Source organism: Streptomyces bikiniensis, from assembly GCF_000716625.1.
GTDB lineage: Bacteria > Actinomycetota > Actinomycetes > Streptomycetales > Streptomycetaceae > Streptomyces > Streptomyces bikiniensis.
Map to the genome: position 1 here is coordinate 22,615 of NZ_JNXJ01000047.1, position 25,023 is coordinate 47,637.

Annotated in this window: 18 protein-coding genes; 5 read left to right on the top strand and 13 right to left on the bottom strand. The window is 72.8% G+C overall.

Annotation, left to right across the window (positions count from 1 at the left end; genetic code table 11):
- Nucleotides 1-6: 6 nt before the first annotated feature.
- From OO47_RS28185 to OO47_RS33620, 3 genes are all read right to left on the bottom strand, one after another.
- Nucleotides 7-777 carry an NUDIX hydrolase gene (locus tag OO47_RS28185; protein WP_030220804.1) on the bottom strand — a complete coding sequence of 257 codons (771 nt, stop codon included), beginning with the start codon at nucleotides 775-777 and terminating at the stop codon, nucleotides 7-9.
- Between the two features lie 121 nt (nucleotides 778-898).
- Nucleotides 899-2,953, bottom strand: coding sequence for a glycogen debranching N-terminal domain-containing protein (locus OO47_RS28190; RefSeq protein ID WP_030220806.1), 2,055 nt, complete (start codon nucleotides 2,951-2,953; stop codon nucleotides 899-901).
- A 115-nt stretch (nucleotides 2,954-3,068) separates the two neighbouring features.
- The gene (locus tag OO47_RS33620) at nucleotides 3,069-4,595 is read right to left on the bottom strand and encodes a DUF4192 domain-containing protein (protein ID WP_030220808.1); all 1,527 of its coding nucleotides are present in this window, start codon (nucleotides 4,593-4,595) and stop codon (nucleotides 3,069-3,071) included.
- 344 nt (nucleotides 4,596-4,939) lie between these two features.
- Here OO47_RS33620 and OO47_RS28200 point away from each other — a divergent pair, with 344 nt between their 5' ends.
- Nucleotides 4,940-6,055 (top strand): winged helix DNA-binding domain-containing protein, encoded by a 1,116-nt coding sequence (locus OO47_RS28200; RefSeq protein ID WP_033210568.1) that lies wholly within the window; start codon nucleotides 4,940-4,942, stop codon nucleotides 6,053-6,055.
- Between the two features lie 146 nt (nucleotides 6,056-6,201).
- The gene (locus OO47_RS28205) at nucleotides 6,202-7,737 is read left to right on the top strand and encodes an ATP-dependent DNA ligase (RefSeq protein ID WP_030220812.1); all 1,536 of its coding nucleotides are present in this window, start codon (nucleotides 6,202-6,204) and stop codon (nucleotides 7,735-7,737) included.
- Between the two features lie 107 nt (nucleotides 7,738-7,844).
- On the opposite strand, the gene OO47_RS28210 is transcribed toward OO47_RS28205, so the two are convergent.
- Nucleotides 7,845-10,004, bottom strand: a complete 2,160-nt coding sequence (locus OO47_RS28210) for a RecQ family ATP-dependent DNA helicase (protein ID WP_030220813.1) — start codon at nucleotides 10,002-10,004, stop codon at nucleotides 7,845-7,847.
- Nucleotides 10,005-10,350: 346 nt separating this feature from the next.
- Here OO47_RS28210 and OO47_RS28215 point away from each other — a divergent pair, with 346 nt between their 5' ends.
- On the top strand, nucleotides 10,351-10,980 hold the full coding sequence (locus OO47_RS28215) for a hypothetical protein (protein ID WP_030220817.1): 630 nt from the start codon (nucleotides 10,351-10,353) through the stop codon (nucleotides 10,978-10,980).
- 144 nt (nucleotides 10,981-11,124) lie between these two features.
- Here OO47_RS28215 and OO47_RS28220 read toward each other — a convergent pair whose 3' ends face one another.
- The 5 genes from OO47_RS28220 to OO47_RS28240 form a co-directional block, all read right to left on the bottom strand.
- The gene (locus tag OO47_RS28220; protein ID WP_033210570.1) at nucleotides 11,125-11,757 is read right to left on the bottom strand and encodes a hypothetical protein; all 633 of its coding nucleotides are present in this window, start codon (nucleotides 11,755-11,757) and stop codon (nucleotides 11,125-11,127) included.
- 104 nt (nucleotides 11,758-11,861) lie between these two features.
- Entirely contained in the window at nucleotides 11,862-12,578 is a 717-nt protein-coding gene (locus OO47_RS28225) for a ribonuclease HII (protein ID WP_030220824.1), read from the bottom strand.
- 338 nt (nucleotides 12,579-12,916) lie between these two features.
- Nucleotides 12,917-13,825 (bottom strand): ADP-ribosylglycohydrolase family protein, encoded by a 909-nt coding sequence (locus OO47_RS28230; protein WP_030220827.1) that lies wholly within the window; start codon nucleotides 13,823-13,825, stop codon nucleotides 12,917-12,919.
- Nucleotides 13,826-13,837: 12 nt separating this feature from the next.
- The gene (locus OO47_RS28235) at nucleotides 13,838-14,497 is read right to left on the bottom strand and encodes a histidine phosphatase family protein (RefSeq protein ID WP_030220830.1); all 660 of its coding nucleotides are present in this window, start codon (nucleotides 14,495-14,497) and stop codon (nucleotides 13,838-13,840) included.
- A gap of 72 nt (nucleotides 14,498-14,569) precedes the next feature.
- On the bottom strand, nucleotides 14,570-15,175 hold the full coding sequence (locus OO47_RS28240; protein ID WP_030220832.1) for a YdbC family protein: 606 nt from the start codon (nucleotides 15,173-15,175) through the stop codon (nucleotides 14,570-14,572).
- 372 nt (nucleotides 15,176-15,547) lie between these two features.
- Here OO47_RS28240 and OO47_RS28245 point away from each other — a divergent pair, with 372 nt between their 5' ends.
- Nucleotides 15,548-16,078 (top strand): TerD family protein, encoded by a 531-nt coding sequence (locus OO47_RS28245; protein ID WP_030220834.1) that lies wholly within the window; start codon nucleotides 15,548-15,550, stop codon nucleotides 16,076-16,078.
- A gap of 61 nt (nucleotides 16,079-16,139) precedes the next feature.
- Here OO47_RS28245 and OO47_RS28250 read toward each other — a convergent pair whose 3' ends face one another.
- Nucleotides 16,140-19,037 carry a vitamin B12-dependent ribonucleotide reductase gene (locus OO47_RS28250; RefSeq protein ID WP_030220837.1) on the bottom strand — a complete coding sequence of 966 codons (2,898 nt, stop codon included), beginning with the start codon at nucleotides 19,035-19,037 and terminating at the stop codon, nucleotides 16,140-16,142.
- A 178-nt stretch (nucleotides 19,038-19,215) separates the two neighbouring features.
- A complete protein-coding gene (nrdR, locus tag OO47_RS28255) occupies nucleotides 19,216-19,725 on the bottom strand; it encodes a transcriptional regulator NrdR (RefSeq protein ID WP_030220839.1) in 510 nt (169 codons plus the stop codon).
- A 503-nt stretch (nucleotides 19,726-20,228) separates the two neighbouring features.
- Between nrdR and lexA the strand changes: the two genes are divergently transcribed.
- Nucleotides 20,229-21,017 (top strand): transcriptional repressor LexA, encoded by a 789-nt coding sequence (gene lexA / locus OO47_RS28260; protein WP_030220842.1) that lies wholly within the window; start codon nucleotides 20,229-20,231, stop codon nucleotides 21,015-21,017.
- A 114-nt stretch (nucleotides 21,018-21,131) separates the two neighbouring features.
- Here lexA and OO47_RS28265 read toward each other — a convergent pair whose 3' ends face one another.
- Both OO47_RS28265 and OO47_RS28270 read right to left on the bottom strand, forming a co-directional pair.
- Complete coding sequence (locus OO47_RS28265; protein WP_030220845.1) at nucleotides 21,132-23,129, bottom strand: ATP-dependent DNA helicase; 1,998 nt, start codon at nucleotides 23,127-23,129, stop codon at nucleotides 21,132-21,134.
- Nucleotides 23,130-23,166: 37 nt separating this feature from the next.
- Nucleotides 23,167-25,023, bottom strand: a 1,857-nt coding sequence (locus OO47_RS28270; RefSeq protein WP_051736414.1) for an IucA/IucC family protein, incomplete at its 5' end; no start/stop codon positions are given.

The following is a 25,023-nucleotide window of genomic DNA, read 5'->3' on the forward strand; positions in this document are numbered from 1 at the left end:
TCCTCCTCAGACCTCGGGTCGCAGCATGGGCGGGTTGAGGAGGGTGGCCCCACCTGCCCTGAAGAGCTGAGCAGGGCGACCGCCCTGACGGGTCGTGGTGCCGCCGGCCGGAACCAGGAAGCCGGGCGTGCCGGTCACCTTGCGGTGGAAGTTGCGCGGATCCAGGGCCACGCCCCAGACGGCCTCGTAGACGCGGCGCAGCTCTCCGACCGTGAACTCCGGCGGGCAGAAGGCCGTGGCCAGGGAGGAATACTCGATCTTGGAACGGGCGCGCTCCACTCCGTCGGCGAGGATCCGGGAGTGGTCGAAGGCGAGCGTCCCCGCTCCCCCTCCGCCGGCGCCGGCGGCCGCGTCCTCCCCGAGCAGCTCCTCGACGGGGGCCCAGCGGGCGCTGTTGGCATCGCCGCCGGCCCTGGGCGCGGGCAGGTCCGGGGCGAGGGCCAGGTGCGCGACGCTCACCACGCGCATCCGGGGATCACGGTCGGGCGCCCCGTACGTCGCCAGCTGCTCCAGGTGCGCGCCGTTGCTCGGTACGGGGGCCGGGGCGGCCGGGTCGTACGCGCAGAGGCCGGTCTCCTCGACCAGCTCGCGTGCCGCGGCGGCGCCGAGGTCCTCCTCCGCCCGTACGAAGCCGCCGGGCAGGGCCCAACGCCCCTGGAACGGCGCTTCTCCCCGCCGCACGACCAGGGTGCAGAGCGCGTGACGCCGCACGGTGAGCACGACCAGATCGACGGTGACGGCGAAGGGCGGAAAGGCCGACGGGTCGTAGGCAGGCATGCCGCGATCATAGTCGTCTCCCTGACGATAAACACGCCCCGCGGGATCTTCGGCGACGACTTCCCCGACGTGTCCTCCGGTGCGCCGCGAAGCTTCCCTCGTGTCCGTACCCGCCATTCCGTCACACCCCCAGCTGAAGACCGTCCGCGGCCTCCTCGACCATACCGAGACCGAGCCCGCTCACCCGCACGGTGAACGGCTCGCCCGCGACCACGAGCCCCGACAGGCGGATCGCTCCGAGGGGTGCGGAGGGCAGCGGGTGCGCCGAGACGGACCGGCCGGGCGCGTCGGGCCGGACCCCGGCGAGGGCGAGAAGGGCGTGGACCGCGCCGGCGGCCGCGACGGCCGCCGGCCGACACGCGGCCGGGTGGGGCACCGGGCGCCCGCCCGTCGTCCGCTGCTCGCCCGCGTACATCTCGGGAAGCCGGTGGCCGAAGGCCTCCGCCGCGCCGAGCAGCCCCCTCAGCAGGGAGGCCGCCTCCTTCCCGTGTCCTGCGGCGGCGAGGCCGGCCACGGCGACCGCCGTGTCGTGCGTCCGGACAGCGCCCGTCCGGTGGCCGAAGGGATTGTGGTCCGGTTCCTCGGTGCTCAGGCCGCGCAGCCCCCAGCCGGAGTCGAGGGCCGGGGTGCCGAGCAGCCGGGCCACCCGTTCGGCCTCCACCGCGTCCAGCAGGCCCTGCGCGTACCGGCCGCCACCCAGCAGCCCGGTGTCGAGCAGATGTGCCGCCCAACCGCCCGGTCGGCGCCAGGTCCCGCCGTCCGCCGTACGGGCGAGGACGGGGCCGCCCGTACGGTCGTCGGTCCAGAACGCGCGCCGGAACCGCTCCCGCAGTGTCCTCGCCGTATCACGCAGTGCGTCACCGCCGGGTCTTCCGCAGGCGTCGAGGAGGTCCGCGCCGAGCAGCGCCGCCCGGTGCGCGTGCGCCTGCGTCTCGGCCCACCGGGGTCCGGTGGGTCCCGGGTCCGGCACGAGACCGTCCGCGCCGACGACGCGGCGCAGCCAGTCGAGGCAGCGTTCCGCGACGGGCAGCAGCTCCTCCAGGTCCGCCGACGGCAGCCCCCAGCGGCGGGCCTCGGCGAGCACGGACGGAAAGGCGAGCGTGGCCTCGACGCCCGTGCAGCGGGGTGGAAGGCGGGGCCCGGCGTCCCTGAGAGGCCCTGGAAGACGGCCCGATTCGGCTCCTCCGCCGGAGAGTTGGGTGCGGCCGATGGCGCGGAGGGTGGTGGCGGCGAGCCGGGTGCCGAGGGGAAGGGCCATCCGGGCCGCCCAGAGCGCCTCGGCGGTGACCGGTCCGCAGCGCCAGGGGACACCGGCGGCGAGGTACACGTCCGCGGGGTGCTCCGGGGTGCGCTGGAGCAGGGCCCGCAGGTCTTCGACGGACGTACGCAGCAGCTCTCCGGGGCGCGGGTCGTCGGCCTCGGCCCGCGCCTCGGCGATGAGGTGGCCACCCGGTCGGCCGGGCCCCGCGCCCGGGGAGCCCGTGGGGCGGGCCGCGGCTTCCCCTCGTACGCGGAGCCTGATCGTGAAAGCGGCTCCGGGAGCCAACTCGGCCTCCCAGCGCAGGACTCCCGCCGCCGCCAGGGAGTCCATGGGTGCCGGGTCCGCGGTGACGGTGGCCGACCGGCCGTCGCTTCCGGTCCAGCGCAGTCCGGTTCCGTGGACGCTTGCCGCGAGCTCGGATCCGGGCCTGCCGGTCGCCACCGCGCCCAGGTCCGCGAGATCCGTGCCCAGAGCGAGCTCCACCGGGAGCCGGAGGGAGCGGCCGACGGCGCTCCGCAGGGTGATCCGCTCGGTGCCGTCGGCGCTCCGCGCCCGTTCGACGGTGAGGCCGGGGTCGGGTCCGGCTTCTCCGGGGACGCGCAGAACGCCGAGGAAGACCGCCCGGTCGGCGGACGCCATGCGGCCCTGGAGGGCGACGGGCTCCCGGCCGGACACCCGCAGGACGCAGCGGGAGAGCAGTCGCCGCCCAGCCGCGTAGACGCCTTCTGGTCCCTCGCCGGTGAGCTGGCCGTGTTCGGCGCAGACGACGAGGGCGGGCAGGGCGACGCAGACGAGCGCGCCGTGCACCGGGGGGAGTTCCACGGGGCGTGCCGCGCGCGGGAGCGCGGTGCCGGGGGCGCGGCCGGTCGGACGGCCGGTGGAGCGGCCGGAGGCCGGAACGGTGCTGGGGGCCATGGCGGGTGCGGGGTGCTCTCTGTGCGGACCGGGCGGCCGGCGGAGTGTCGGCGGCACGGTGCGTGCGCCTCCGCCAGAGAGCTGAACGCGTTCGCGGGCGGCCGGGTCACGGTCGTCACCGGCCACTCCTGCTGCCGCGCTGTCCGCCGTGGCGCGGGGAGCCGTTTCCCGGGCGGTCGGCGGCGGGCCCGCCGGGCCGGACTCCGGCCGCCGCACGCCGGTCCCGCGTTCCGGTCTGCCGACCGGCCCGGCCGAGGGCGGGGCGGGTGCCCTGCCGGTGGGACGCGCGCATCCGGACCCGCCGGGAGGATGCCGGGGCGATCTGTTCCGCAGCGGCCCGGGAGTCCCGCTCGCTCCTCAGGCAGGAGCGGAGCGATTCGGGGTCGAGGCCCTCGTTGCACGCCTGGTGGAGCAGCTGGGCGAAGACGTACTCGGGATCGGCGTCGAGGGCGAGGCCGAGGGCGACCCGGGCCGTCGGTTCGTCGCCGGTGGACCAGGCCGTCCAGCCCACGAGGGTGAGGGGCGCAGCGGCGTGCTCCTGGTAGGGGGTGACGCAGCGCCGGGCCAGTACACGCCAGAGCCGCAGGGCGGCGGTGCCCTCCCAGCCTTCCATCCATTCGGCGGCGCGATCCCGGGTGACCCGGTCCTGGAGGCCGAGGATCAGGGTGGCGGCCTCTTCGGGCGTGATCAGGGCGTCGTCGGCCGCGTCCCCGTCGCGCATGTCGGCGAGGGCCCTTCCGGGGAACGTCATACCCGGCAGGTTCGCCGTGCTCGCCGCATTCACCGGGCTCGCTGTGCTTGCCGTGTTCGCCGTGTTCGCCGTGTTCGCCGTGTTCGCCGGCGGATTCGAAGCCTTCGGGATCTTCGGGGACTTCGGGGACTTCGGGGACTTCAGGGGCTTCGGATTGGTGAACCGGCGGAGGATCTCGCGGGCGAGGCGCAGGGTCTCCTCGCGCACCTCCACTCGTCCTCGGTCCTCGGGACCTTCGAGGACCCGGGGGACGATCGAGGCGGCGGCCGTGTCGAGCGCGGCTCGCTGCTTCTCCTCCTCGGGGCCGCCGGCCGGCTTCAGCCTGGCTTCCATGTCCCGCAGGGTGCCCCGCACCTGCACTCCGGCGTACGTGGCGGTCGCCGCCGTCACCGTCGTGCCGCTGAGCGCGAGCGGGGTGCCGTCGGGCGGGCAGCAGCGTGCGTCGGGGCAGCAGTAGGAGAAGTAGAGGCCGTCAGAGATGCAGAGGACTTCGTAGACGGGGATGTCGAGGGCGCCGCAGGCGGTGCGCAGCCGCTGCGAGAAGGGGCGCAGTCGCTCCATGACGTGGCGGCCCGTCTCGCCTGGGGCCGGGTCCTGGCAGAGGAAGACGACGATGCCGTCCGGGCGGGTGCCGGACCGGGCCCCTCCCTCGACGAGGCACTCGGCGAGGTGGTCGGCGGTGGACGCCCATTCGCGGGGCGAGCTCGGGATGCCGAGCCTGACCCGGCCGCCGAAACGGCCCCGTTCGCCGTGGAGGGCGACCAGGACGACGGAGTCGGTGGGGTGGAACCCCAGCATGAACGGCAGGGCGTCGGCCAGTTCGGCCGGGCCTCGCAGGGTGATCTGCTGGGTACGGGAAGGACCGCTTGTTTCGTGGTGATTCGCGTTCATGACGAGGACGTTCTCGCGTTCTTCCGAAATCCGAAACCCCTGTGGATAACTCATGGATCGAGGCATCCGCCGCCCTTCTGAGTTATCCACAGATTCGCTCTCCAGTACCCACAATGTCCGAGGTGTCGGGTTGCATGGAGCCATGACCCACATGACCCTCTCGAAGATCCGGTCGCACTGCGAGGCGGTGCGGGCCGCGTTCGCCCGATTCCGCCGGGGTGGCGGGCGTCCAAGCACTCTCCGGGGCGGCGGGTGTCCGGTCGCTCCCCGGCGCGACGGACACGTCTCGACACCCTGTTCGGGCAGGATGGCAAGCGTTCTGCGACCTACACCGAGGAGCACTCATGCAGGTGACTCAGGATCAGGTACTCGCCTGGCGGCTGCGGCGGCAAAGCCTCGCCCCCCGACGGACGGCTTCCGTCGCGGAGCTGGTGCGGGAGCTGGCGGGGGTGCAGGCGCAGGTGGCCTCGTCCGCGGAGCTCGCCCTCGCCACCCGGCAGCGGAGACCGAAGGCCGGTGCCGTGCAGAAGGCGCTCGAAGCCCGCGAGGTGGTCAAGACCTGGGTCATGCGGGGCACGCTCCATCTCGTGGCGGCCGAGCACATGGCGGCCTACCTGTCGCTGATGGCGGCGGCGCGGACCTGGGAGAAGCCCGCCTGGCAACGGACGTTCGGGGTCACGCCGACGCAGATGACGGCTCTCGGCGAGGCCGTCGACGAGGTTCTCGCCGGCAGGACCCTCACCCGTCAGGAGCTCACCGAGGCCCTGGTCGCCCGCAAGGGATTCGCCGCCCTGGAAGCCCAGTTGACGTCCGGCTGGGGAACGGTGCTCAAGCCGCTGGCCTGGATGGGGAAGCTGTGCCACGGCCCGAACCAGGGCAACCGCATCACCTTCGCCTCGCCGCGCGACCGGGTGCCCGGCTGGTCCGGGACGATCGAGCCGGAGGAGGCGGCCCGCATCGTGATCCCTGCGTACCTCGGGGCTCACGGGCCCGCGACCCCGGAGACCTTCGACGCCTGGCTGACGCGCAACGCGCACCGCAAGACGGCGGTGCGGGGCTGGTTCGCCTCGCTCGGCAAGGAGCTGGCGAAGGTGGAGGCGGACGGAACGGCGTGCTACGTGCGCGCCGAGGACGTGGACGCGCTGGCGGCGGCCAGACCGTCGGAGGAAGTGCGGCTGCTGGCCGGGTTCGACCAGTACGTGCTGGGGCCGGGCACGTCCGACACGCGCATCCTGCGGGCGGAGCGGCGCAAGGCGGTGAGCCGTACGTCCGGGTGGATCACGCCCGTGGTGGTGTATCGGGGGCGGGTCGCCGGGGTGTGGGAGATCACCGAGGAGGCCGTGGACGTGCAGCTGTTCTCCGAGAGTCCCGAGGTGCCGAAGGAGGCGCTGGAAGCCGAGGTCGGGCACCTGGAGGTGTGCAACGGCCGGTCGTACGTGATGTCGGTGCGAACGATCTGAGGTCCCTTCGAGGCGTACGGCGGCGGAGGCGGCCGGCTGAACGCCGGTCGACCACGGGGGCTCGGTTCGGTGCGCCGCACCGCGTCCCGCGGACGCGGATGAGCAGACTGCGCGAGCAGGGTGAACCGACTGAGAGGGCTTTCCGCATGAGACTCGCCGACATCGCACGGGCGTCCCGGGACATCGGCGCCGCCTCGGCGCGCACGGAGAAGGTCGCGCTGCTGGCCGAGCTGTTCCGGGCGGCCGATCCGGCCGACGCCCCCGTCCTGATCATGTATATGGCCGGGCGGCTGCCCCAGCGCAGGATCGGCGTCGGCTGGAGCACGCTCAAGGAGCGGAGGGAACCGGCCGCCGAGCCGCGGCTCGGGGTGCGGGAGGTCGACGCGCTCCTCAGCCGGATCGCCGCCGTGTCCGGCAAGGGCGCGCAGGGTGAGCGGAAGAGGCTCCTCGACGAGCTGATGGGCACGGCCACCGAGGAGGAACAGCTGTTCCTCGTACGGCTGATCAGCGGCGAGTTGAGGCAGGGTGCCCTTGACGCCCTGGCCGTGGAAGGCCTCGCCTCGGCGGCCGGGGCGCCGGTCGCCGACGTCCGGCAGGCGGTGATGCTGAGCGGTTCACCGGCCGCTGTCGCCGAGGTGCTGCTCGCCGAAGGCCCGTCCGCCCTCGCCCGGTTCCGGCTCACGGTGGGACGTCCGGTCCTGCCGATGCTGGCCCACACCGCCAAGGACATCGGCGAGGCCCTCGCCAGGACGGGCCCCTGCGCCTTGGAGGAGAAGCTCGACGGCATCCGCATCCAGGTGCACCGCGACGGTGACGACGTGCGCGTCTTCACCCGCACGCTCGCCGACATCACCGACCGGACCCCCGAGGTGGTGTCGCTGGTCCGCGCGCTGCCGGTGCGCCGGGTGGTGCTGGACGGGGAGCTGCTGGCCTTCGACGAGCGGGGACGGCCGCGACCGTTCCAGGAGACGTCCGGACGGACCGGATCCACCCTCGACGTGGTGGGCGCGCGGACGGCGGTGCCGCTCTCCCCGGTCTTCTTCGAGGTGCTGTACGCCGACGGCGAGGACCTGCTCGCCGCCCCGGCCTCCGAACGGCGTGCGTTCCTCGACCGGCTGGTGCCGGAGGCGCAGCGCGTGCGCCGCCTCGTGGTGGCGGACCCCACCGCCCCGGAGGAACGTGCGGCAGCGGAGGCTTTCGCGTCAGCGGCGCTCGAACGGGGCCAGGAGGGCGTGGTCGTGAAGTCCCTCGACGCGCCCTACAGTGCGGGGCGCCGGGGCGCCTCCTGGCTGAAGGTGAAACCGGTGCACACCCTGGACCTGGTGGTCCTCGGCGCCGAGTGGGGCCACGGCCGGCGCACCGGGACGCTCTCCAACCTGCATCTGGGCGCACGGGCGGCCGACGGTTCCTTCGCCATGCTGGGCAAGACGTTCAAGGGCCTGACCGACGCCCTGCTCGCCTGGCAGACCGAGCGCCTGCGGAAGCTGGCGGTCACGGAAGAGCCCTGGGGCGTCACCGTACGGCCCGAACTCGTCGTCGAGATCGCCTTCGACGGGGTCCAGCGTTCCACCCGCTACCCCGCGGGCGTCACACTCCGCTTCGCCCGCGTGGTCCGCTACCGCGACGACAAGCTTCCCGCGGACGCGGACACGGTGGAGTCGGTGACGGCCCTCCTGCCCTGACCGGAGGCGCCCCCGCCCTGCTCCGGAGGCGCCCGCCCGGAACGGAGTCGCCCGCCCGGGACGGGCTGTTCCTCCCAGGCCGGAGGCGCCAGCCGGGGCCGGAGAGGTCAGCCGGCCGCGGCGAGGACCAGGGGGAGCACCTGCTCGGCGCCCGCCCGCCGGAGCAGCCGGGCGGCGACCGCGAGGGTCCAGCCGGAGTCAGTGAAGTCGTCCACGAGCAGCACGGGGCCGGGAGCGGCCGACAAGGCGCCGGACAGCTCCTCGGAGACGGCGAAGGCCCCGGAGAGCGCCCGGAGGCGCTGTGCGGAGTTGCTGCGGCGCACCGCGTGCGCGCCGTCCGGCCCGGTGTACGCCAGGGTCCCCAGGCAGGGGAGGCGGCCGATGTCCGCGATGCCCCGGGCGAGGGAGCCGACCAGTCGCGGGCGGGCCAGAGAGGGCACGGCGACGACTCCCACCGGCCGGGCGGTGGCGTCCGGGACACCCGGCGCCCAGCCGCCCGGGGAGCGCGCCCAGTCGGCGAGGACCGCCACCGCGGCCTTGAGGACGTCGTCCGGAACAGGCCCGTCGGGCGCGTTCTCGGCGAGGAGGGGGCGCAGGCGGTTGCCCCAGCCGATGTCCGAGAGCCTGCCCAGGGCCCTTCCGGTGGAGCACTGCTCACCGGCGGGGATCCGGCCCTTGAGTTCGATCCCCAGGGCGGGCATGCCGGTCGGCCACATCCGGCGCGGCTCCACCTCCACGCCCGGTCGGTCCAGTTCCCTGGTCGCGCCCGTCAGCGTCTCCGGCGACACGGAGGTGTCGGCCCAGGCGCCCGCGCAGTTGTCGCAGCGACCGCACGGGGCGGCGCCCTCGTCGTCCAGCTGCCGGCGCAGGAACTCCATCCGGCACGCGGTGGTGCCCACGTAGTCGCGCATGGCCTGCTGCTCGGCGGCCCGCTGCCGCGCCACCCACGCGTACCGCTCGGTGTCGTACGCCCAGGGTCGTCCGGTGCTCTCCCAGCCGCCCTTGACCCGTCGCACGGCCCCGTCCACGTCGAGGACCTTGAGCATCGTCTCCAGGCGGGTGCGCCGCAGGTCCACCGCCGCCTCCAGGGCCGGCACGGACAGCGGTCGTCCCGCGTCGGCGAGGGCGGCCAGGGTCTGGCGGACCTGTGCCTCGGGCGGGAAGGCGGTGTCGGCGAAGTAGCGCCAGATCGCCTCGTCCTCCTTGCCCGGCAGCATCAGCACCTCCGCGTGCTCCACACCGCGGCCGGCCCGGCCCACCTGCTGGTAGTAGGCGATCGGGGAGGACGGCGAGCCGAGGTGGATCACGAAGCCGAGGTCGGGCTTGTCGAAGCCCATGCCGAGGGCCGAGGTCGCCACGAGCGCCTTCACCCGGTTCTCCTGGAGATCGGCCTCGGCCTGGAGCCGGTCGGCGTTCTCCGTACGGCCCGTGTACGAGGCGACGGGGAACCCGCGCTGCCGCAGGAAGGTCGTGGCCTCCTCGGCGGCGACGACCGTCAGCGTGTAGACGATCCCGGATCCCGGCAGCTCGTCCAGGTGCTCGGCGAGCCAGGCCAGCCGGTGCGCGGCGTCGGGCAGCCGGACCACGCCGAGCCGCAGGCTCTCCCGCTCCAGGGAGCCGCGCAGCACCAGCGCCTCGCCGGCCCCGGTCCCGAGCTGTTCGGCCACGTCGGCGGTCACCCGGGCGTTGGCCGTCGCGGTGGTGGCGAGGACCGGAACCCCGGGGGCGAGCTCGGTGAGCATGGTGCGCAGCCGGCGGTAGTCGGGGCGGAAGTCGTGGCCCCAGTCGGAGATGCAGTGTGCCTCGTCGACCACCAAGAGGCCCGTGGTGGCGGCCAGTTTGGGGAGCACCTGCTCGCGGAAGTCCACGGAGTTGAGGCGCTCCGGGCTGACGAGGAGGACGTCGGTCCCGCCGCGCTCGACCTCGTCGTAGATCGTGTCCCACTCCTCGGGGTTGGCCGAGTTGATGGTGCGCGCGCGGATGCCTGCCCGCTCCGCCGCTTCGACCTGGTTCCGCATGAGCGCGAGGAGCGGCGAGATGATCACGGTGGGTCCGGAGCCGCGGCGGCGCAGCAGGGCGGTGGCGACGAAGTACACCGCCGACTTGCCCCAGCCGGTCCGCTGCACCACCAGGGCCCGCCGCCGTTCCTCCACCAGGGCGGCCACCGCCAGCCACTGGTCCTCCCGCAGCCGTGCCGTCCCCTCGGGGGCGCCGACCAGCTCGGCGAGAACGGCATCGGCTTCGGCGCGGAGCTCCAGGTTGTCCATGTCTCCATGCAACCCGATGCCACCGACAATCGGCGAACTCACCCAGGGTGACGGCCCGTCCACGAGCGGAAGGAGAGTTTCCGCTGGTGCCTGCGGGGTGTGCGCCGCGCGGAGAGGAAACCGTCGGACGAACGGGGAGTGAACAATGGGCAACTGGGCAGGGATATGAGTGGCATACCAACCCATTCCCGTCAGCGGTCTCAATTGCTCATTGCCGCTCGCGCACGGGCCCGCAAGAATTGGACCACCGCCCCACAAGGCCCGTCAGCGGTCCGGAAGGACTGTGCCGTGGTGCGCCCTCACCCGACCCTGCCCGCCCAGCGGGCGCGTATCCGAAGGGAGGACCGTGACCCTCGGATTCGCTCCGCCCACAGCCGCCTCGCTCAGATCGTCGTCCGGGTCCGCCAGCCGCCTCGCCCGGATACTCGAACCCTCCGAGTGGGCCGCGGCGGGGGTCCCCCTGCTGCGCAATCCGCGCGAGGTCGTCGGCGGCCTGCACTCCCGTCACGCGCCCACGCCCGCGACGGCGGTCCTCGCGGTCCTGGACCACGAGGAGCGGATCGCCGCCAGTGCTTCGTTCGTCCGCCGTTCCGTCCCGGCGGACGGCTGGGAGTTCCGCAACGCGCTCCTGGCGCACCTGCGGCGTGTCATCCCGCACGACCTGCGGAGGCGTGCGCCCGTGCGGACCGCGGTGCTCCTGTACTGCCGCGAGGGCGACGAGCGCTGGACGGAGGAGGACGGGGCTTGGATGTGGGGGCTCCGGGACGCCTGCACGCTGCACGGGCTGCGCTGCGGCGCGTACATCACGCTGACCCGAGGGGGCTGGCAGGTGCTCGGTGAGGGCCGGGGAGGCCGCCGGCCGAGTTCCGACTCGCTTCCCGTGCCGCTCGGCGACGGGCCGACCGGGTTCGACCGGATCACGCCGAGGACGGCGAGCGGCGCGGCCGAACCACTGCGCCGGGCCGCCGCGCGCTGACCACGCGTGCGGCGCCGCCGGAACGGCGCCGCACACCACCGCTCCTCCGCCGTGCCGGGTACGGCCCGGCGGAGGAGCGGTCGATCGGTCACCGGCCGGCCGACCACTCGTAGATCGGTCGACCGGCCGCTGATCGGTCGGCGATCAGACGCCGGCGCCCGCTCCGAGGAGCGCCGTGATGCGCTGCGGGTCGCCGCAGACGACGAGCAGCGTGCCCGCACGGGCCATCGCCGCGGGCAGGGCGCGGGCGGTCGCCCCGTCGTCCCCGCCGTTGACGGCGACGATCACCACGGGGCGGGAGGCGGCCCGCTCCACGGCGGAGGCGTCGGCGAAGAACACGTCGTCGCCGGTGTCCTGCTGGGCCCAGTAGGCGGCTTCCCCGAAGGACAGCTCGTGCGCCGCCCACGGGTGCTGCTCGCCGGTGGTGAGCACCAGGACCTCACCGGGGGCCCGGCCGCTCTCCAGGAGCAGGTCCAGAGCCTCCTCGGCGGCGTCGAGGGCGCCGTCGACGGGGGCCGGGATTAGCTGGAGCTGCGGGGCAGGGCGCTGGTCGGAACGATTTTCCGTGCCACCGGCCGGAGCCTTCCCGGCCGCGGGGCGCGGCTTCGGCGGCGCGGGCCGGGCAGGGCCGGGAACGGGACGTCCGGGGCGCGGAGAGGCCGCGGAACGCGGACCGGGTACGGGACGGGGGGTCGACGCGGGGCGGCCGGCGGCCGCGGTGGCGCGGGGACCCTGGGCGCTCTCGTGAATCTGAGGCTCCTCGGGGATGAGAGGCATGGGTGGATGTCTATCAAACGCCGTTGCACGGGGCATCGGCGGGTGGGCACAGAGGTGCACCCCGGGCGCGTGAGCAGCCCTTCGGCGGCCCCGTGACCGGAAGTTCAGAAGTCGAAGCCGAGTTGGCCCCCGCTTTCCAGCGCGGCCGCCCCGACGGAGAGACGGACCTTCTTGAGGTGGCGCCATCGGGGCAGCGCGTCCAGGTAGGACCAGGAGAGCCTGTGGTGCGGGGTGGGGCCCAGCTCTTCGAGGGCGGCCCGGTGGACCGGCGAGGGGTAGCCCGCGTTGGCCCCGAAGGCGTACGGCGCGTACTCCCCCGCTCCGGTCCCGGCCTCCAGCTCCGCCATGAGGGTGTCCCGGCGGACCTTCGCGAGGACGGAGGCGGCGGCGACGGCGATGCAGGACTGGTCGCCCTTGATCACCGTACGGACCTGCCAGGGGCTGCCGAGGTAGTCGTGCTTGCCGTCGAGGATCACCGCGTCGGGCCGCACGGGGAGGCCTTCGAGCGCCCGGACCGCCGCGAGCCGCAGGGCCGCGGTCATCCCGAGGTCGTCGATCTCCTCCGGGGAGGCGTCGCCGAGCGCGTACGCCGTGACCCACTGCTCCAGTTCCACCGCGAGGGTGGCGCGGCGCCTGGGGGTGATCAGCTTGGAGTCGGTGAGCCCTTCGGGGGGCCGGCGCAGTCCGGTGACGGCCGCGCAGACCGTGACGGGACCGGCCCACGCCCCGCGCCCGACCTCGTCGACTCCGGCGACGATTCTGGCGCCGGTGGTGGCTCGGAGCGATCGCTCGACGGTGTGGGTGGGGGGTTCGTACGGCATGGCGCCAGACAGGTTACGCCGCCCCGCACCGCCCGCGATACCCGGATTCCCGCCAAGCTTCCCGAGAAGTCCCAACGCCACCGCTTCCCGACTGCCCCCGGATTCACTTCCGCACACCCCGTACCGACACATCACCACAACGGAGAAGATCAAAGCGCGCGGACCAGCCTTCCGCCCACATCCCTTACGGGATGGGGAGGAAAACCAGGGGCAGGCCATCCCGAAACGGGCGGTGCCAGCCCCTGATCGCGGTCGAGGAATCGCATGCGCGAAGCCACCAGGAGCAGCCGGGACCGGCAGGTGTCACTCACCGGACCCGGCGAGACCGGATCACGGCCTCAGGAGGCCGTGGCGGGAACCCACTCAGGAAGTTCCTCGGTCTGTGCCAGCCATTCCGCCGGCGGTGCGCCGTCCGCCGCGGCGGCCACGACACCCCCCGCGATGGCACAGGTCGTGTCGACGTCCCCGCCGACCTGCGCGGTCGTCCAGAACATCCGCTCGAAGTCGCCGAGCGCCCGCGCGGCCGACCAGAGGGCGAAAGGAACCGTGTCGTGCGCGCTCGTACGCCGTCCGCTGCCCAGCACGGCGGCGACCGTGCCGGGGTCGCCGTAGTCGAGCATGTCGCGGGCCCTGCGCAGGCCCGCGCCGACCGCGCTGCGCGGCACCAGGGCGATCACCCCGTCCAGCAGCGCCTCGGGCGTGGGCGGCCCGGTCGGGTCGGCGGCGAGGGCGGCCGCGGCGGCGACGGCCATGGCGCCCACCACGGCCTCGCGGTGCTGGTGGGTCGTGTACGCGGAGATCTCTGCCTGGTGGGTCGCCTGCTCCGGGTCGTCCGCGTACCAGGCTCCGAGCGGGGCGATCCGCATCGCGGCGCCGTTCCCCCAGGAGCCCTGCCCCTTGAAGAGCGCGGCGGCCAGCTCCCGCCAGTCGCCGCCCTCCCGGACGAGCCTGAGCATCCGGTTGACCGCCGGGCCGTAGCCCCGGTCGAAGTCGTGGTGGTGCGCGAAGGACAGGGCGAGGGCGTCCTGGTCGATCCGGTCGTGTCGCGCGAGGACGGCCAGGACGGAGCAGGCCATCTCGGTGTCGTCGGTCCACTGCCAGGGGCCGGGGGGCAGCTCGCGCCGCTTCAGCAGGGGGTAGTGGACGGGTACGAAGAACTGGGAGCCCAGGGCGTCTCCCACGGACAGCCCGCGCAGGCTGGCCAGGGCGCGGTCGAAGCGCCGGTCGGGTGAGGAGTCAGCGGTCATCGGTCTGCCACTCTATCCGGTGCTGCCGTACGGTTCCGGGGTACGCCAGCGTTCGAACGGCCTGTCCAGACGGTATCTCCCGTCCTCATCGAGCAGGAGGACGCGCGTCTCGGCGTTGCCGGGGTTCGACAGGGACTCGAAGTCCGCGACCGTCCAGTGGAACCAGCGCATGCAGAAGAGGCGCATGGTCAGCCCGTGGGTGACGAGGAGGACGTTGGGCGGGTGGTCGGGCGCCTCGAAGCTGCGGTACAGGCTCTCCAGGAAGGCCCCGACGCGGTCGTAGACGTCCGCGCCCGACTCTCCCTGGGCGAAGCGGTAGAAGAAGTGCCCGTAGGCGTCGCGGTAGGCCTTCTGGAGGCGCACGTCCTCCCGGTCCTGCCAGTTGCCCCAGTCCTGCTCCCGCAGGCGCGGCTCCTCCCGGACCCGGACCTGCTCCGGGGGGAGGCGGAAGGCGCGGAGGGTCTCGTGGGTGCGCCGGTACGGCGAGACGTAGACGCTGACCGCCTCGTCGCCGAAGAGCTCCCGCAGCCGCTCCCCCGTCTCCTCCGCCTGCCGCCACCCGGTCTCGGTGAGCCTCAGGGCGTGGTCGGGCTCCCGTTCGTACACCGTGTCATCGGCATTGCCCTCGGACTCTCCGTGTCGTACGAGGACGATGCGCCGCGGTCGTGCCATACCCCGACCCTAGATCGCCCCCTCCCGGAAGGCTCGGCCGAGGGGGTGCCCGACGGGGGACGGTGGGTGCCCTCAGACCGTCCAGGAGGGTTCGAGCCGCACCACGTCGCCGCTCAGTGCCGCCACGTCGGCCGCGGTCCGGGCCCGCAGCCCGAGCCGCTCCACCCGTTCCTCCCGGTACTTGCCGTGCTCGGCGGCGGACTGCCACATCGAGAGGACCAGGAACTCGCTGCCGGGCGCCTCCCCGAACATGCCCCGCAGCATGCCGGGGGATCCGGCCATCGCGGGGTTCCAGACCTTCTCCTGCATGAGCGCGAAGTGCTCGGCGCGGTCCTCGTGGACACGGCAGTGCGCCACCCGTGCCACGTCGGCGTCGGCGAAGCGCGGTTCGAACCCCGTCTTCACGTCGAAGCGGTGGTCGAACAGCTTGACCTGGCCGTCCCGGAACGTGCCCACCTGCGACGCCGCGAGCCGGTCGTGCGACCGCGCCATGAAGGAGTCGTAGAAGGCCCGGCTCTCCCAGAACGCGAAGATGTGGGCGACGTCCGGCCGACTCCGGCTCCACCCGCCGCCCTGCCCCCGGAACCCCGGCTCACCGAGCAGCCCCGCCCATTTCCGCTGCCCCCGCTCGAACCCTCGACGGTCCACCACGGTGCAGCGAATCCACTTGACCAGCACCGCGCCATCGTACGGGGCCGGAGAGCACCCCGGCAGTCCTCGGCGGGCGCACGCGCTCCGGGCCCGCGCGCTCCCCCTGCTCTCGAACGGAACACCCGTACACGTAGCCGGTGAAGGTTCGTCAGGGTCCGCTCACCGCGGCCGATTTCCGTATCCGCCCCACCGATCCGGCCGATTCGAGCCAGGTCGACGTCGAGATCCGGCTCGTCACCGCTCCGTGCGCCGCTCTCCCCCGCAAGCACCGGACCCGCTGTCACAGGCGCATGACACCATGAGTGATCGGCCCGCGACCAAGGGCTCGGCCAAAAGTTCTCCGAACGGGCCGACGGTACGAGGCGAGGCGCGCGGGGGCGCGCGGAGAGGGGAAGCACCATGAGCGGACTCAACAAAGGGGTGGGGCGCGTCGAGGTGACGCTCAAGTGGGACCCCGCTCCGGCCGGTTCCCCGGCCCACGACCTGGACCTCGTCGCCGGTGTCTTCACCGCCGACGACCCGCACGGCGCGCCGGCGCAGCTGGTGCACTTCGGCAGCCGCTCCCCGGACGGCACGATCACGCTCCACCGCGACAGCCGTACGGGCCAGGGGTTCGGCTACGACGAGGCCATGACCGTGGAGCTGGACCGGCTGGCGCCGAGGTACGCGCGCGTGGTGGTCGGCGTGGCCATACAGCAGAGCGGCGGACGGCTGTCCTTCGGTGACATAGCGGGCACGGGCGTGCGGGTCCGCGAAGGCTACACGGACCTCCTGACCCACGACTTCGCGGACGTCCCGGACGCCCTGGCGGCGACGGTCGTGGAGTTCACCCGCTCCGGGCCGGACGGCTGGTCGTACCGCCCGGTCCCGCGCGGCTTCGACGCCGACCCCCAGGCCTTCGGCGCGCTGCTGGGATCCAGGGCTTCCTGATCCCTCCGGGTGTGCGGGAAGGGGCGCCGACCGGTCGGTCGACGCCCCTCTCACGGGCGGATCAGCTGCAGCCGCTGGTGGAGCCGCAGCCCTCGCAGATGTAGCAGGAGCCGGCCCGCTGCATCTTCGTGCCGCAGGAGAAGCAGAGCGGGGCGTCGGCGCTGATGCCGAGCTGCATCTCGACGAGCTCCGCCGAGGTGTGGGCCTGCTTCGGGGCGGGGACCTCGGCCTTCGGGGCCGGGGCGGTGGCGACGGCCTTCAGCTCCGGGGTGCGGGGCGCCGACTGGGCCAGGCCCTCGACGTCGACCTCGTCGTCCTCGGGCTGCTCGTACGAGCCGGTGTCCAGGTGGCGCTGGCGCTCCTCGGCCGAGTGGATGCCGAGAGCGGACCGGGTCTCGAAGGGCAGGAAGTCGAGGGCCAGGCGGCGGAAGATGTAGTCGACGATCGACTGCGCCATCCGCACGTCCGGGTCGTCCGTCATGCCGGCCGGCTCGAAGCGCATGTTGGTGAACTTCGAGACGTACGTCTCCAGCGGGACGCCGTACTGGAGGCCGACGGAGACGGCGATGGAGAAGGCGTCCATCATGCCTGCGAGGGTCGAGCCCTGCTTCGACATCTTCAGGAAGACCTCGCCGAGACCGTCGTCCGGGTAGGAGTTGGCGGTCATGTAGCCCTCGGCGCCGCCGACGGTGAAGGAGGTGGTGATCCCCGGGCGGCCCTTGGGCAGGCGCTTGCGGACCGGGCGGTACTCGACGACCTTCTCGACGGCCTCGCGGATCGTCGCCTCGGACTTCGCGGTGACCTCGGCCTTCTCGTCCTCCTTCTTCTTGGCGGAGAGCGGCTGGCCGACCTTGCAGTTGTCGCGGTAGATCGCGAGCGCCTTGACGCCCATCTTCCAGGCCTCGAAGTAGACCTCCTCGACGTCCTCGACCGTGGCCGTCTCCGGCAGGTTCACGGTCTTGGAGAGGGCGCCCGAGATCCACGGCTGGATGGCGGCCATCATGCGGACGTGGCCCATCGCGGAGATGGAGCGCTCGCCCATGGCGCAGTCGAAGACCTCGTAGTGCTCGGTCTTGAGGCCGGGGGCGTCGATCACGTTGCCGTGCTCGGCGATGTGGGCGACGATCGCCTCGATCTGCTCCTCCTGGTAGCCCAGGCGGCGCAGGGCCTGCGGGACGGTGCCGTTGACGATCTGCATCGAGCCGCCGCCGACGAGCTTCTTGAACTTGACCAGGGCGAGGTCGGGCTCAAGGCCGGTGGTGTCGCAGGACATCGCGAGACCGATGGTGCCGGTGGGGGCGATGACCGAGGCCTGGGCGTTGCGGAAGCCGTTCTTGGCGCCGAGGCGGATCACGTCCTGCCAGGCCTCCGTGGCGGCGGCCCAGATCGGGGAGTCCAGGTCGTCCATGCGGACGGCGGCGGTGTTGGCGTCGGCGTGCTGCTTCATGACGCGCTGGTGCGGCTCGGCGTTGCGGGCGTAGCCGTCGTACGCGCCGACGACGGCGGCGAGTTCGGCGGAGCGCTTGTACGAGGTGCCGGTCATCAGGGAGGTGATGGCGCCGGCGAGGGCGCGGCCGCCGTCGGAGTCGTACGCGTGGCCGGTCGCCATCAGGAGGGCGCCGAGGTTGGCGTAGCCGATGCCGAGCTGGCGGAAGGCGCGGGTGTTCTCGCCGATCTTCTGGGTGGGGAAGTCGGCGAAGCAGATGGAGATGTCCATCGCGGTGATGACGAGCTCGACGACCTTGGCGAAGCGCTCGACGTCGAAGGACTGGTTACCCTTGCCGTCGTCCTTGAGGAACTTCATCAGGTTCAGCGAGGCGAGGTTGCAGGACGTGTTGTCCAGGTGCATGTACTCGCTGCACGGGTTCGAGCCGTTGATGCGGCCGGACTCGGGGCAGGTGTGCCAGCGGTTGATCGTGTCGTCGTACTGGATGCCCGGGTCGGCGCAGGCCCACGCGGCCTCGGCCATCTTGCGGAAGAGCGCCTTGGCGTCGACCTCCTCGATGACCTCGCCGGTCATGCGGGCGCGCAGGCCGAACTTCCCGCCGGTCTCGACGGCCTTCATGAACGCGTCGTTCACGCGGACGGAGTTGTTGGCGTTCTGGTACTGGACGGACGTGATGTCGTCGCCGCCCAGGTCCATGTCGAAGCCCGCGTCACGAAGGGCGCGGATCTTCTCCTCCTCCTTGACCTTGGTCTCGATGAAGTCCTCGATGTCGGGGTGGTCGACGTCGAGGATGACCATCTTGGCCGCGCGGCGGGTGGCGCCGCCGGACTTGATCGTTCCGGCGGAGGCGTCGGCGCCGCGCATGAAGGAGACCGGGCCGGAGGCGTTGCCGCCGGAGGAGAGCAGCTCCTTGGAGGAGCGGATGCGGGAGAGGTTCAGGCCGGCGCCGGAGCCGCCCTTGAAGATCATGCCCTCTTCCTTGTACCAGTCGAGGATGGACTCCATGGAGTCGTCGACGGACAGGATGAAGCAGGCGGAGACCTGCTGGGGCTGCGGGGTGCCGACGTTGAACCAGACCGGCGAGTTGAAGCTGAAGATCTGGTGCAGGAGGGCGTAGGCCAGCTCGTGCTCGAAGATCTCGGCGTCGGCGGGCGAGGCGAAGTAGCCGTGCTCCTCGCCGGCCTTCGTGTACGTCTTCACGATCCGGTCGATGAGCTGCTTGAGACCGGTCTCGCGCTGCGGGGTGCCGACCGCGCCGCGGAAGTACTTGCTGGTGACGATGTTGACCGCGTTCACCGACCAGAAGTCGGGAAACTCGACGCCGCGCTGCTCGAAGTTGACGGAGCCGTCGCGCCAGTTGGTCATGACGACGTCCCGGCGCTCCCACGTCACCTCGTCGTACGGATGCACGCCGGGGGTGGTGTGGATGCGCTCGATGCGCAGGCCCTTGCTCGCCGACTTGGCTCCCTTGGTGCGGGAACCACGTGCCGGGCCGCTCGCCGTCTCTGTCATGCCGCCTCCCATATACGGGCAAAACACACTTTGGCGCCCAGATAATCCCAGGGCACCGTCTTCTGGTACGTCGTTCAGTACTGCTGCCACGAGGGCCGGAGGGCCGTTCGGGGCACGTCTGCCGGGCCGCGCGACGGCGGCCGGTCGCACCGGGCCGTACGACGGCCCGGACCGCCGGTCAGTCGGCGGCGGTGGCGGGAACGGGGACCTCTGGGGTCGCGCCGCTTCCGGGGTTCTCGACGGGGGGCCGCACGCGGAGCTCCGCGATGGCGGCCTCGAAGTCCTCCAGGCTGTCGAAGGCCTTGTAGACGGACGCGAAACGCAGGTACGCGACGAGGTCGAGTTCCCGCAGGGGGCCGAGGATGGCCAGGCCCACGTCATGGGTGGTCAGCTCGGCGCTGCCGGTGGCGCGCACCGCCTCCTCGACCCGCTGGCCGAGTTTGGCGAGGGCGTCCTCGGTGACCGGTCGTCCCTGGCACGCCTTGCGCACGCCGGAGATGACCTTGGTGCGGCTGAAGGGCTCGGTGACGCCGGAACGCTTCACCACCATGAGCGAGCAGGTCTCCACCGTCGTGAAACGACGGGAGCAGTCGGGACACTGGCGACGGCGTCGGATGGACGTCCCGTCGTCGGTGGTGCGACTGTCGACGACACGGCTGTCGGGGTGCCTGCAGAAGGGGCAGTGCATTGGTTCCAGAGCCTCCCTCACGGCACGACTGACAAGCCTCGCGCGGCCCGTCAAGGCCCTGCGAAGCGACCACCAGCATAGGTGATGCGAGCACTCCCGGCAGACCGGGACCACTACCCCTGGGGGGCCGATGACATCCAACCACTAGATCTTGGGTTGGGGCGCGTACGAGGCCTTCCGCGTGTCGCGGCGCGCCCGTTCCCGGGATTCCGCCCCGCCGGGTGTGACACTGAGGGGGCCGCCGACCGGCCCCGGATACGCGCGGATGCGTGCGGGTGATCGCGACCCAGCGGCGAAGGCTACCGGAAGGGCCGGTTCGGGGCGGCGGCGAGGTGGTCCCGGGACGGCGTCACGGCGGCCCGGGGCCGCGATGCGCATACACCTCTCCCCAGATGGGCGTAGGGCAATCCGCGAATTTTCACTCGAACGTGTGTTTGGCGCAACCTTTCGAAAGCTACTACCGTTGTGCCAGCCAGGGAGACCATTCGAGAGGGGCCGACGACGTGACCACCACCGCAGACAGTGCCACCATCACCGCCCAGGACCGCTCCCTGGGCCGACTCGAGGCGGTGCACGCCATGAGTGACGTGAACGTGAACGGCGAGGAGCCCGGGCGCCCCGCCCGCGCCCTCCCCGGACGACCTCCCGGCATCCGGGCCGACAGCTCCGGCCTCACCGACCGGCAGCGCCGGGTCATCGAGGTCATCCGCGACTCGGTCCAGCGGCGCGGCTACCCGCCGTCGATGCGCGAGATCGGGCAGGCGGTGGGCCTCTCCAGCACCTCTTCGGTGGCGCACCAGCTCATGGCCCTGGAGCGCAAGGGCTTCCTCCGCCGCGACCCGCACCGCCCCCGGGCGTACGAGGTGCGCGGCTCCGACCAGCCGAGCACCCAGCCCACGGACACCACCGGCAAGCCCGCCGCGTCGTACGTCCCGCTGGTCGGCCGGATCGCCGCCGGCGGCCCCATCCTGGCCGAGGAGTCCGTCGAGGACGTCTTCCCCCTCCCCCGGCAGCTGGTCGGCGACGGCGAGCTGTTCGTCCTGAAGGTCGTCGGCGACTCGATGATCGAGGCCGCCATCTGCGACGGCGACTGGGTCACCGTCCGCCGGCAGCCCGTCGCGGAGAACGGCGACATCGTCGCCGCGATGCTGGACGGCGAGGCCACGGTCAAGCGCTTCAAGCGCGAGGACGGGCATGTCTGGCTGCTGCCGCACAACGCCGCCTACCAGCCCATCCCCGGCGACGAGGCCACCATCCTCGGCAAGGTCGTGGCGGTGCTGCGACGGGTGTGACCGCATCCCGTCGGCTCTGACCGGGCCCCGGAACCCCCTGCGCCGGTTCCGGGGCCCTGCCGTGTCCGGGCCCGGTTTTCCGGGCCGGTTCCCAGACGCCCCCGGGTCCGTTTCTCAGACGCTCGCCGCCTTCGAGGCGGCGTCGATGGCCGCGAGCGACTTCCGTACCTGGTTGCGGTCGGTGGTGTACCAGAAGTCGGGGAGCGAGGCCTTGAGGTAGCTGCCGTAGCGGGCCGTGGCGAGGCGGGGGTCGAGGACCGCCACGACGCCCCGGTCACCGGTGGCGCGCACGAGGCGGCCCGCGCCCTGGGCCATCAGCAGGGCCGCGTGGGTCGCCGCGACCGCCATGAAGCCGTTGCCCCCGGCTTCCTCGACGGCCTTCTGCCGGGCGCTCATCAGCGGGTCGTCCGGGCGCGGGAACGGGATCTTGTCCATGACGACCAGCTGGCAGCTGGGGCCCGGGACGTCCACGCCCTGCCAGAGCGACAGCGTGCCGAAGAGGCAGGTCTTCGGGTCGGCGGCGAAGTTCTTGATCAGCTCGCCCAGGGTGTCCTCGCCCTGGAGCAGGATCGGCAGCTCCGGGACCCGGGTCCGCAGCTCCTCCGCCGCCTGCTGGGCCGCGCGCATGGAGGAGAAGAGGCCCAGGGTCCGCCCGCCGGCCGCCTGCATCAGTTCGGTGAGCTCGTCGAGCATGTCGCCCCGGTCCCCGTCGCGCGCGGGGCGGGAGAGGTGCTTGGCGACGTACAGGATGCCCTGTCGGGGGTAGTCGAACGGCGAGCCGACGTCGATGCCCTTCCAGACCGGCAGGTCGTCGCCGGTGGTGCCCTCGGGGGCGAGGCCGAGCGAGGCCCCGACGCCGTTGAAGTCGCCGCCCAGCTTGAGCGTGGCCGAGGCGAGCACCACGGACCGCTCCGTGAACAGCTTCTCCCGGAGCAGGCCGGAGACGGAGAGCGGCGCGACCCGCAGCGAGGCACCACTGTGTCGATATGCGGCTCCGCCGCGGGGCTCGTGCCGCTCGTACCAGACGACGTCGTACTCGGACCCCTGCGTGATCCGCTCCGCGACGCCGTGGACGGTCTCCACCGAGGCCATGGCCTGCTTGCGCACGGCGTCCTCGTCCTGCACGGACCGGTCGCGGGTCGACCCCAGGGCCGTGATCACGGCGCGGGCCGCGTCCCGCAGCGCCATCAGGGCGTACGCGAGGTCCTCCGGGATCTCCTCCAGGCGGCCCGGCAGCGCCAGCTCCATGACCCGCTCGAAGCCCTCGGCGGCGGTCTGCAGCTGGTCGGCGATCTTCTCGTCCACGAGCTTCGCGGACCGCCGCACCGCACGGTTGACCTGGCCGGGGGTGAGCTCTCCGGTGGCGACGCCGGTCACGCGGGAGACCAGTTCGTGGGCCTCGTCGACGATCAGCACCTCGTGCTCCGGGAGCACCGGGGCGCCCTCGATGGCGTCGATGGCGAGCAGCGCGTGGTTGGTGACGACGACGTCCGCGAGCTTGGCGCGCTCGCGGGCCGCCTCGGCGAAGCACTCGGCCCCGTAGGCGCACTTGCTCGCGCCGAGGCACTCCCGGGAGGAGACCGAGACCTGGGACCAGGCCCGGTCGGAGACGCCCGGCGTCAGGTCGTCCCGGTCGCCGGTCTCCGTCTCGTCCGACCAGTCCCGCAGGCGCATCAGGTCCTGGCCCAGCTTGCTGGTGGGCGCGGCCGCCTCGAAGGGGTCGAAGAGGCCTTCCTCCTCGTCCTGCGGCACGCCTTCGTGGAGCCGGTGCAGGCAGAGGTAGTTCGACCGCCCCTTGAGCATGGCGAACTGCGGGCGCCGGCGCAGCTGCGGATGCAGCGCGTCGACCGTCCGGGGAAGGTCGCGCTCGACGAGCTGGCGCTGCAGCGCCAGGGTGGCCGTGGCCACCACCACCCGCTCCCCCTGGGCCAGCGCCGGCACGAGGTAGCCGAGCGACTTGCCGGTGCCGGTGCCGGCCTGGACGAGGAGGTGGGAGTTGTCGTCGATGGCCTCGGCCACGGCCTCGGCCATGGCGACCTGGCCGGGCCGCTCCGTGCCGCCGACGGCGGAGACGGCGGCATGGAGGAGGTCGGGGAGGGATGGCTTCGTCATAGCCCTCCCACCCTACGGGGCGGCACTGACAGCCCGGTCACGCGAGCGGGTTGGGAACGGTCCCGTGGACGGCCGCGTGGGGGCGCTCGGACCGGTCGCGGTAGCCGTCCAGGTGCAGACGGTTGCGGTTGAGGCAGAGCCGCTCGATGCGGGGAGTGAGCAGGTCGAAGAGTTCGAAGCGCTCCTTCAGCTCGGGGAAGCGCGCCTGGTGGCGCAGGATCTCGGCGCGGACGAGGGCCCAGAAGTCCCTCTCGGGCACTCCGAGTTGCTCTTCGCAGAGCGGTGCCAGGTAGCGGAAGACGCCGACGAAGAGCCCCGAGTGGATGAACTGGGTCAGGAAACCGGGCTCCTCCGTCAACAGGACGTCGCGGACGCCATCCGGAAGGGTGGCGTGTTCGGGAAGCGGGTGGGCACTGATGTTCACATCGTCGACGAAGTCCTTGATCGCCAGGCGCACGGGGACGTCGTCGGTGTCGTACACGACGATCGCGTTCTCGCCGTGGGGCGAGAAGACCGTGCCGTAGCGGTAGAGGAAGTGCAGCAGGGGAGGGAGCAGAGCGGTGAAGAGGTGCTGGAGCCAGACGGCGGGGGCGAGTCCCGAGCGCTCGACGAGTTCGGCGACGAACGCCCGGCCGGCCGGGTCCGTGTGGAGGAGGGCCGCGAGGGTTCGGGCGCGCTCGCCCGGCGGCAGTCTCAGGGGCTCGCGCCAGATCGCTCCGAGCAGTTCCTTGTACTGGTAGGGGACTTCGGGGAGCCGGTCGTACAGCGGGTGCTCGACGGTGACGGAGGCGACCTCCCCGAGGAGGACCACCCGGCACTCGTCCCGCAGGAACGGGTCGGCGTCGCGCAGCCCGTGGACCCAGGCGGTCACGGCGGGGGCGGCGAGGGTGCGCTCGGTGGGCAACCCGCGCCAGACGAGGGTGTTGAGCACCGAGAGCGGGAGCTTGACCGTGTGCCGGTCGGGGCGGCTGGTGTTGAGGAAGGTGCGGACGGACTGCTGCGGCAGGCGGAGGTCGCCGTCGGCGGGGAGGGGGACGATGTCACCGGCGGCGACGGCGGGTGCGTAGAGCGGGAGCAGGACCTCGTCCCACTGCCAGGGGTGTACGGGGAGCAGGAGGTAGTCGTCGGGCGCGTGGCCGCGGGCGGTGAGGGCGGCACGGAAGGAGGCGCGGACCTCCGGGTCGAGTTCCCCTGCGTAGAGGAGGTCGGGGGTTTCGAGGCCGGGGACGCCTCGGTAGGCGGCGAGACGGTTGCTGACGGCGATCCACGGCAGCCGGGTGGGGCGGCGCGCTTCGGGGGCCCAGCGGGCGGTGTCGGAGGCGGAGAAGCCGATGCGGCCTTTGTTGAGGACGAGCCAGGGGTGGCCGGTCTGGTGGCCTTCGAGTTCCGCGTAGGAGAGCTCGGCCAGTCGGTCCGCGGTGAGGGCCGTGTGGTCGAGGCGGGTGTCGGCGGCGAGGGTGGCGGAGAGTTCGCGGATGAGATGGCCGAGGGTGATGCCGTCGAGCCGGAGGAGGCCGCGGGCGCGGACCAGGAGGTCGAAGGGGTCGGTCAGGGGCCGGCCCTCGTGGGTGATCGAGTCGGCGGTGACGCGCCAGCCGCCGTAGGCGCCCCGGCGGGCGCGGAAGGTGAGCGTGGTGCCGTCGTCCAGTCGCAGCGTGTAGCGGTTGGGCTCGCCGTCCCGGTCTTCGGCCGGGAGGGGTTCGACCGAGAGGGGTTCGGCCGGGAGGGGTTCGATGACCTCCTCGTACGCGAACTCGGCGAGGAGCTTGGCGAGCAGCCGGGAGGAGGCCCGGGTCCAGGCGGCGGCGTTCAGTTCGGGGGGCGCGAGCAGTTCGGGCCCGGGAGCCGGAGCCGGAGGGGTGGGAGGGGTGGGCGCGGGGACGGCGGGGCCCCG

Coding starts and splice junctions, on each gene's coding strand:
- OO47_RS28185 (WP_030220804.1), bottom strand. CDS start 777: ATGCCTGCCTACGACCCGTCGGCCTTTCCGCCCTTCGCCGTCACCGTC.
- OO47_RS28190 (WP_030220806.1), bottom strand. CDS start 2,953: ATGGCCCCCAGCACCGTTCCGGCCTCCGGCCGCTCCACCGGCCGTCCG.
- OO47_RS33620 (WP_030220808.1), bottom strand. CDS start 4,595: ATGAACGCGAATCACCACGAAACAAGCGGTCCTTCCCGTACCCAGCAG.
- OO47_RS28200 (WP_033210568.1), top strand. CDS start 4,940: ATGCAGGTGACTCAGGATCAGGTACTCGCCTGGCGGCTGCGGCGGCAA.
- OO47_RS28205 (WP_030220812.1), top strand. CDS start 6,202: ATGAGACTCGCCGACATCGCACGGGCGTCCCGGGACATCGGCGCCGCC.
- OO47_RS28210 (WP_030220813.1), bottom strand. CDS start 10,004: ATGGACAACCTGGAGCTCCGCGCCGAAGCCGATGCCGTTCTCGCCGAG.
- OO47_RS28220 (WP_033210570.1), bottom strand. CDS start 11,757: ATGCCTCTCATCCCCGAGGAGCCTCAGATTCACGAGAGCGCCCAGGGT.
- OO47_RS28225 (WP_030220824.1), bottom strand. CDS start 12,578: ATGCCGTACGAACCCCCCACCCACACCGTCGAGCGATCGCTCCGAGCC.
- OO47_RS28230 (WP_030220827.1), bottom strand. CDS start 13,825: ATGACCGCTGACTCCTCACCCGACCGGCGCTTCGACCGCGCCCTGGCC.
- OO47_RS28235 (WP_030220830.1), bottom strand. CDS start 14,497: ATGGCACGACCGCGGCGCATCGTCCTCGTACGACACGGAGAGTCCGAG.
- OO47_RS28245 (WP_030220834.1), top strand. CDS start 15,548: ATGAGCGGACTCAACAAAGGGGTGGGGCGCGTCGAGGTGACGCTCAAG.
- OO47_RS28250 (WP_030220837.1), bottom strand. CDS start 19,037: ATGACAGAGACGGCGAGCGGCCCGGCACGTGGTTCCCGCACCAAGGGA.
- nrdR (WP_030220839.1), bottom strand. CDS start 19,725: ATGCACTGCCCCTTCTGCAGGCACCCCGACAGCCGTGTCGTCGACAGT.
- OO47_RS28265 (WP_030220845.1), bottom strand. CDS start 23,129: ATGACGAAGCCATCCCTCCCCGACCTCCTCCATGCCGCCGTCTCCGCC.